This is a genomic window from Methylobacterium symbioticum (assembly GCF_902141845.1).
Taxonomy (GTDB): domain Bacteria; phylum Pseudomonadota; class Alphaproteobacteria; order Rhizobiales; family Beijerinckiaceae; genus Methylobacterium; species Methylobacterium symbioticum.
In genome coordinates this window covers 1-7,313 of record NZ_CABFPH010000171.1, presented here as the reverse complement: position 1 = coordinate 7,313, position 7,313 = coordinate 1, and the positions used below count along the sequence as shown (strand labels likewise).

General features: G+C 72.3%; 8 protein-coding genes and 1 pseudogene. 4 read left to right on the top strand and 5 right to left on the bottom strand.

Annotated elements, in window-relative coordinates; all coding sequences use genetic code 11:
• Positions 1–383: pseudogene (locus MET9862_RS27810) on the top strand (hypothetical protein); the annotation flags it as partial.
• On the opposite strand, the gene MET9862_RS27805 reads toward MET9862_RS27810, so the two are convergent.
• A complete protein-coding gene (locus MET9862_RS27805; RefSeq protein ID WP_142586147.1) occupies positions 342–1,493 on the bottom strand; it encodes an MFS transporter in 1,152 nt (383 codons plus the stop codon). The pseudogene MET9862_RS27810 and the gene MET9862_RS27805 overlap by 42 nt on opposite strands.
• Positions 1,494–1,757: 264 nt before the next feature.
• Here MET9862_RS27805 and MET9862_RS27800 point away from each other — a divergent pair, with 264 nt between their 5' ends.
• Both MET9862_RS27800 and MET9862_RS27795 read left to right on the top strand, forming a co-directional pair.
• Complete coding sequence (locus MET9862_RS27800; RefSeq protein ID WP_142586146.1) at positions 1,758–1,961, top strand: hypothetical protein; 204 nt, start codon at positions 1,758–1,760, stop codon at positions 1,959–1,961.
• Positions 1,962–2,112: 151 nt separating this feature from the next.
• The gene (locus MET9862_RS27795) at positions 2,113–3,522 is read left to right on the top strand and encodes a malonyl-CoA decarboxylase (RefSeq protein WP_142586145.1); all 1,410 of its coding nucleotides are present in this window, start codon (positions 2,113–2,115) and stop codon (positions 3,520–3,522) included.
• 230 nt (positions 3,523–3,752) lie between these two features.
• Here the strand turns inward: MET9862_RS27795 and MET9862_RS27790 are convergent, their stop codons facing one another.
• Both MET9862_RS27790 and MET9862_RS27785 read right to left on the bottom strand, forming a co-directional pair.
• Positions 3,753–4,007, bottom strand: coding sequence for a hypothetical protein (locus MET9862_RS27790; protein WP_142586144.1), 255 nt, complete (start codon positions 4,005–4,007; stop codon positions 3,753–3,755).
• A gap of 237 nt (positions 4,008–4,244) precedes the next feature.
• Positions 4,245–4,919: a hypothetical protein gene (locus MET9862_RS27785; protein ID WP_142586143.1), complete on the bottom strand. Its 675-nt coding sequence runs from the start codon at positions 4,917–4,919 to the stop codon at positions 4,245–4,247.
• A 172-nt stretch (positions 4,920–5,091) separates the two neighbouring features.
• Here MET9862_RS27785 and MET9862_RS27780 point away from each other — a divergent pair, with 172 nt between their 5' ends.
• The gene (locus MET9862_RS27780; protein WP_142586142.1) at positions 5,092–5,595 is read left to right on the top strand and encodes a hypothetical protein; all 504 of its coding nucleotides are present in this window, start codon (positions 5,092–5,094) and stop codon (positions 5,593–5,595) included.
• A 100-nt stretch (positions 5,596–5,695) separates the two neighbouring features.
• Here MET9862_RS27780 and MET9862_RS27775 read toward each other — a convergent pair whose 3' ends face one another.
• Together MET9862_RS27775 and MET9862_RS27770 are read right to left on the bottom strand one after the other, a co-directional pair.
• Positions 5,696–6,328: a Crp/Fnr family transcriptional regulator gene (locus MET9862_RS27775; RefSeq protein ID WP_142586141.1), complete on the bottom strand. Its 633-nt coding sequence runs from the start codon at positions 6,326–6,328 to the stop codon at positions 5,696–5,698.
• 89 nt (positions 6,329–6,417) lie between these two features.
• Positions 6,418–7,313, bottom strand: an 896-nt coding sequence (locus tag MET9862_RS27770) for a flavin monoamine oxidase family protein (RefSeq protein ID WP_142586140.1), incomplete at its 5' end; no start/stop codon positions are given.

Here is a 7,313-nt window from a genome sequence, read left to right as displayed (position 1 = left end):
GCGGCCAGCACGGCTTGCTGCTCTCGCTCATGGCGCTGACGCATCCGGGCGATGCCGTCCTGGCAGAAGAGCTGTGCTTCTACGGGCTGAAGTCCGCGGAGCGGGCGGCGGATGCCGGCCGCCTGGATCGGATGCTGGCGCGGGCCGGCTGCGCGGTCGTCGGCGGAACCAGCCTGTTCCGGCTCGCGCGCTGCCCGGACGCGGCCGCCCTGTTCCGCCGCCTCGGCGAGGCCGGCATCTTCGTGCGCCGTTTCGCCGAGCGGCCGGACCTGCTCCGCTTCGGCTTGCCCGCGGGCAAGGACCAGTGGTGCCGGCTCTCGCGGATCCTCAAGCCGGACGGGTCAGCGCCGCTCGGTCAGGGCGAGGACGAGGGCGGCGCCTGAGAGGATGAGGCCGACGGCGCAGACGCCCGGCCATCCGGCCAGCAGGAAGGCTCGCGAGCCGGCATAGGCCCCGAGCGCCCCGAACACGAACATCGTGGCGAACAGCACCGTGTTGAGCCGCCCGCGGGCGCCCGGCACCAGGGCGTAGACCCGGGTCTGGTTGGCGATGAGCGCGCCGTTGATGCCGATGTCGATGAGCAGCACGCCGAGCGCCACGACCAGCAGCGATCTCTGCCCGCCCGCCCACAGCACCGCGAAGGCCGCGATCACGAAGAGGGCGCCGGCGATCACCACCGGCCGCGCCCCGCGCGTGTCGGCGAAGCGGCCGGACAGCGGCGCCACGAGCGCGCCGGCCACGCCGATCACCCCGAACAGCCCGGCACCCGCCGCCGTGAGGTTGAACGGCTCCGCCTCGACGAGCAGAGCCAGCGTCACCCAGAAGGCGTTGAAGCTCGCGAACAGCAGGGCCTGGACGAGGCTGGCGCGCCGCAGGACCGGCTGGGTGCGTGCGAGGTAGAGGATCGAGAGCATCAGCGCCCGGTAGCGCAGGGGCTTGGTCTGCGGCGTGTGCGGCAGCGTGGTCGCGGCGATGGCGGCCATGGCGAGGGCGACGCCCGCCGCCGCCACGAAGACCGCCCGCCAGCCGAGATGCGCGCCGACGAAGCCGCTCACCGTGCGGGCGAGCAGGATGCCGGAGAGAAGCCCCGTCATCACCTGGCCGACGATGCGCCCGCGGCTCGCATCGGGCGCGAGTTCGGCGGCGAAGGGCACGGCCTGCTGCGCCGCCGAGGCGAGGATGCCGATGAACAGGCTCGCCAGGGCGAGCGCCGCCAGGTTCGGGCTGAGGCCCGCGGCCACCAGAGCGAGCGCCAGCGCCAGGAGCTGGCCCACGATCAGCCGGCGCCGGGGCAGGCCGTCGCCGAGCGGGACGAGGCCGACGATGCCGAGGCCGTAGCCGACGAGGCAGCCGGTCGGCACCCAGAGGGCCGCACCGTCGCCGAACTCCGCCACCAGCAGCGCCAGCAGCGGCTGGTTGTAGTAGATGTTGGCCACGGCCCCGCCGGCGATCAGCGTCAGCCCGAGGCGCGCACGCGCGGTGAGTGATGGCATCGAATCGTCCGTGAGGCGGGGGCGGGGAGGGGCTCGAGGGCCGTGAGGCCGCTCTGGGCGGCCGGCGGTCTTCCGGACCGGCGGCCTCGCTCCCATATAACTCTGTCCACGGCCGAATCCGCCGCGAAGGCATGCGCCGTCCGCATCGGCGCCACGCGCCCTTGGCGAACGCGCGATTATCGTCTCACATATGGGTAATCCCTCTCGGATCCCGGTGATTCGCGGCGGAGGCGGCCTCAAGTCAAGACGACATGGGAGTTCCGTGTGGCGAACTACCGCATCGATTTCTCGAAGGAGATCCTGGGCGTCCCGTTCACCGTGGGCACGGTGGACATCCAGCGCGCCCGCGACCCGGAGCGTGCGCTCCGCGCAGCCGAATTGCGCTTCGCCCGCCAGCACGGCGTCGGTGACTGGCGGGAGCGCGCCCACCGCGCCGTGATCGCGGGCGAGGCGGCGGTCCGTCCCTGATGCAGGACCGGGCGCGCGCCGACGCGGCGACCGCACTGGCCGGGCCGTCGCCGCCGCCTTAGAACAGCGTGGCCGGCGGCGCGATCGTCGCGAGACGCGTCCGATCCGGGCGAAGACCTCGCCCACGGCAGCGTCACAGGTCGGGCGGAGCATGGCGGCGATCTCATTCTTCGGCGATCTCCTGCAGACGATCAGCGATCGCGGCCGCGATCTGATCGGGATCGCCCGCGGCGACATGGCCGCACGGGCCGACCCGTCCGAGCTGGTCCGCCTCTGCGAGGATCTGATCTCGCGGCGCGGCGAGGCGTCCGGCGTGGCGCTCGCCCGAGCGATCCTCGACCGCTACGCCACCCTGTCGAAGGTCGAGCGCCTCGCCTTCCTGCGCCACATCGCCGTCGATTTCGACGCCGACCACGCCGCGGTCGACGCGGCCATCGCCGCCTACCGCGCCGACCCGACCCGGGCCCGCCTCGGCCGGCTGCACGAGGCGGCCGAGCCGCGCAGCCAGGAGCTGATCCGCCGCCTCAACCTCGCCCGCGACGGCACGCTCGCCCTGGTGCGCATGCGCGAGGATCTGTTCGACCTGCGCAGGAGCCTGCAGGAGGATCCGGCGAGCACGCCCGACCTCGTCGATGCGGTGTCGAGCCTCGACAGCGATTTCGAGCACCTCTTCGCCTCGTGGTTCAACCGCGGCTTCCTGGTGCTGCGTCACATCGACTGGACCACGCCGGCCCATATCCTGGAGAAGATCATCCGCTACGAGGCGGTGCACGAGATCGCCGACTGGCAGGATCTGCGCCGCCGCATCGAGCCGAAGGACCGGCGCTGCTTCGCCTTCTTCCATCCGGCCCTCGCCGACGAGCCGCTGATCTTCGTGGAGGTTGCCCTCACCGACGCGATCGCCCCGGCCATCGCGCCGATCCTCAGCGAGGAGCGCACGCCGCTCTCGCCCCGGGCCTTCACCACCGCGATCTTCTACTCAATCTCGAACTGCCAGAAGGGGTTGGCCGGGGTCACCTTCGGCAACTTCCTGATCAAGCAGGTGGTGGAGGACCTCGCCCGCGAGATTCCGAGCCTGAAGACCTTCGTCACCCTCTCGCCGGTGCCGGGCTTCTCCGCCTGGCTCGAGCGCGAGCGTCGGGCCGACGCGCCCCAGGGACTCACCCGCGAGGACGTGGAGGCGCTGCGCCTCCTCGACGAGCCCGACTGGTGCACGGACAAGGCCAAGGCGGACGCAGTGCGCAAGGCGCTGATCCCGGCGGCGGCGGCCTATTTCCTGCGCGCCAAGAACCCCCGTGGCCGGCCCCTCGACCCGGTGGCCCGCTTCCATCTCGGCAACGGGGCGCGGCTGGAGCGGATCAACTTTCTCGGCGACGTCTCGCGGAAGGGTCTCAAGCAGTCCCACGGCCTGATGGTGAACTATCTCTACGACCTGTCGGCGATCGAGAAGAACCACGAGACCTACGCCAATCTCGGCACGATCTCGGCGTCGCCGGGCGTCTCGCGGGAACTGCGCGCCAACCTGCCGCCGCCCCGCGCGGTGGCGCTCGCCGAGGCGTGAGGTCCCGTCGAGGCTCCGCCGCAGCGACGTTCAGAGAGGTCCCTCGGCGGCCGGGCGTTTCGTGAGGTGCCCGCCGGGCGGACCTTCGGCCGGTTCAGCCACAGGGGTGGTCGACACCGCGAGCGTGCTGGCCGCCGCGGTGTCGCAGCGGGGCGCCTCGCCTGCGTCGCCTGCCTCACGGCCGGCAACGCCCTCGACAACCGCCTGAAAGGGTGAGCTCGAACAGGCTCTCAGGCGCCTCTGACCAGATCCACCACCTTGCCCACGCCGGCGCCGATCCCGGCGCCGACAACGCCGACGACCGCCGCGGAGATCAGCACGGGAGCGCTGGCCACGGCCACAACCCCTGAACCGACCGCAAGAACGCCGACACCGATGACGCCAAGCGTGCCGCCGGCCACGCCGCCGATGCCCGCGCCGGACATGCCGCCCTGTACAGTGTCGAGATCCTCGTCGGACAGGCGGGACGCCGTGAAATCTGTCATGCGTAGAGTTCCGATATCTGGTGCGACGCGTTGCTTGCGTCTGTGGCGATTGACATCGGAACGCACCGGCTCGGCTGTGTTCGAGCACACGTCGCCCCCGCCGCCATCGCCGCCGTCCACATCGCGCCTTCTCTGCGCTCGCCTGTGCTCTCGTCCGCCGCGTCGGCATCCGCGTCGTCGGAGGGCGCTCGAGCATTGTCCGCGGAAGTGGTCGCCGGTTCCAAGAAAGAAAATGCTCTAGCCGCAGGGCAGGGGGAAGCGCTGCGCCCGGAAGCCGCCGCCCTCGGCGAGGGTGATGGCCGAGACCGTGCGGTTCCGCGGGCCGCGCCCCGCCTCGCAGCTCTCGCTGACCACCTCCGGCAGGGTCTGGACCTCGGGGGCCGTCTCCGTCTCCGGATCGAGGCGGAGAACCGTCAGCGCCGAGATGCTCTGACCCATGTTCATGACGGTCGATTCGACCAGAACCTCGTCGCGGCCGTCCCGGTCGGCGTCGGCGCTCGCGACGAGGCGCTGGAACTGTGATCGCGTCGTCAGGCGGTAGAAGCGGGGCGGGCCGCCCTCGGCCAGGATCAGGAGAACCGGCGCGGGCGCGTTCGGGAAGGGGTCGATCGCCACCGGCGCCGCCCGCTGGATCAGGTAGATCCGCTCCCGAACTCCGGCCGCCGTGTAGGCGCCCCGTGCATCCCCGAGGATCGCGAAGCTCCGGCCCATATCGCTGCGGATCGCCTCTGGCGCCCCCTCCAGGGCGCGGGCGACCACCGCACGCTCGGCCAATGCGTAGCTGGGCCACCGCGCCCACACCTGCGGGTTGCGGTAGTCGAGCACCAGTTGCGGCGCGGCCGTGGCGGGCCCCGCCCCGAGGAGGGCCGCTCCGAATCCGGCCGCGAGGCCTATCCACCCCATCGCCGCCATGCCGTCTCCTCCCCTGCGCCGATCGCGGCCGAGGCTGGGCCAGGGGATGGACGGAATCGTGGCGGCCGAATCCCCTTCTGTCTTGTCCCGCCGCCCGGGGTGTGCAGCCTCACGCCGTGCGAGCCCCCGGGATGTTCGATTACCGGCGCTTGCGCAGACGGGGAGGGGCCGGGTGGCGGCAGGAGGGCAGAGCGTTCGGGACGATGCGATCCGCGTCGCGCGGGAGTTGGGCCGGCTGGAGGTGCTGGCCGCCCGCAAGCGCCTGCGTGTGCGGGTGCTGCGGGGCCTGCGCGGCACTCTCGGGGCCGGCGCGACGCTCCTCACCCTGGTCAAGCTGAAGCTCGCCGGCTCGCTCGCGCTCAAGCTCGCGCTGGCGGGGCTCATCGGGCTCGGCCTCGCCTGGCCGGTCACGGCGCTCGCCGTGATCGGGGTCGTCTGGCTCGTGCTCTCGGTGGTCCTGCTGATCGTCGGCCTGTTCGAGGGAAACGCCTCCGCGCACGATCTCAGCCCGAGCTGCGACTGGCCCTGCGACTGCAACCGGCGGGAGACGCGGGCAGCCCGGCTGAAGGCGCTGATCGAGACGCGGCGTGCCTGGCTCGCGAGCCGCGCCGGCACGGTCCCGAGCCCGCGCGGCGAGGCGACGCGATCGGTGCGTGGGGCCACGCGCCGCCGGTGAAGCCCGCCTCGCCGCGTTCGTCCCGCCACTCCCCCTCGGGATGAGGTCGAGAGGGGGATCGGCTCGGGCGAAGACCCGCCGGATCCGCTCGATCAGGCTCTCAGAGCACGTCGCCCTCGGCCGGGGCGGCCTTCTTCGCCGTGTCGATCTGTGCGCTCTGGAACAGGCGCTCGCTGGTGAGCTTCAGGAAGTAGAAGCCGAATTCCGGGTTCTGGTAGTAGAGCTGCTTGACGTCCGAGTAGGAGACGCACAGGGCGCGCCCCGCCTCGACGCAGACGAGGGAGGCGGTGCGGGTGTTGCCCGGCGAGAGCAGGCCGAGCTCGCCCACGATGCCGCCCTGGCGCACCTCGAGCCCGTATTCGGGGATTTTGAAGACGCCGCTCTCGACGTAATACATCTCGGTGGCCGGATCGCCCTTCCGGAACAGCACCTCGCCGACGCCGAAGGGCCGCTCCGAGCCGAAGGGGCGCAGCCAGTCGAGGGAGAGGTCGCCGTCCGCGGCCTTCTCCACGTCGCGCACGAGGCGCAGCATCTGCCAGAGCCGGAAGGCGTTGAACGGGATCTGGATCATCTCGGTCAGCACGACGGGCATGCTGTCGATCAGGAAGCCGTAGGTGATGACGGCGCAGCTCGCCAGCAGCGCGATGATCCGGAGCGGGATCATCGTGCTCATGGCCGAGGCCGAGATGGTCAGCGCGGTGCCGAGATAGCCGATCGCCTCGACCCAGTTCATCCGGGGCTCCCACACATCCTGCCTCGAACGGGATGCATGTTCGCGCCTCTCCGGCAAGGCGGGCGGGCTGCCCGGCCCGCTCGCGGGCCCTACCCTGTGCCCGCGCGGATACGCTCGGCCGCCGCGAGCCCGGCCCGCCTGCCCTCCTCGAAGGCGCCCCCCGCCGTCCCCCATTGCAGGCGGGACAGGGCCTCGCCGGCGAACCAGATCCGCTCGGAGACCGGCGCCTGGAGGGTGCTGCGCGCACCCGCATGGCCTGGCGGCACCACGGCCCAGGAGCCGCGCGACCAGGGATCGTGGCGCCACGCGCTGACCGCGGGAATCGTCAGGCCGCGGAGCGCGGCGGCCGGGAAATGCTGGCCCAGCACCTGGCGCACGTGCCGACGCGCCGCGTCGGCATCGCCACCGGCCGCATCGACCGCGGCGGCGCCCACCGTGTCGAGTTCGTAAAAGTGGAAGGCGCTGCCGTCGATCCGCGAGAGCAGGCCCGGCGGCGCCTGCCGCCCGCCGGCCATGCTGACGAGGCGGTCCGGCCCCCGGAACGGGCTGCCCGGCCAGTGCAGCACCGCGTGCTCGTAGATGCCGGTGCTGAAGCCGTCGATGGCCGCACGGATTTCCGGCGGCAGGGCGGGCGTGAAGGGAATCGTCTGCCGCAGCACCATCACCGGCACGGTCACGATCGCCGCCCGCGCCCGCAAGGGCCCGGATTCGGTCGCCACGGTGACGCCCGCGCCCGACCAGTCGATGCCGGTCACCGGCCGCGACAGGGCGATCGGCAGATCCTCGGCCAGCCGGGCGAGATAGGCGCCGTAGCCGCCGGCCAGGAAGAAGTTGTCGCCGTATTCCATGCTCGGGAAGTCGTGCAGCGACACCTCGCGCAAGGGGCGCCCCGAGACGAGGCCGTGCACCTGGGCGACGCGGTGGCCCCAGGGGCCGAGGCCCGGCGGCAGGGCGCTCGCGGCCGGCCGGTCCGGCCCCGCCGCGC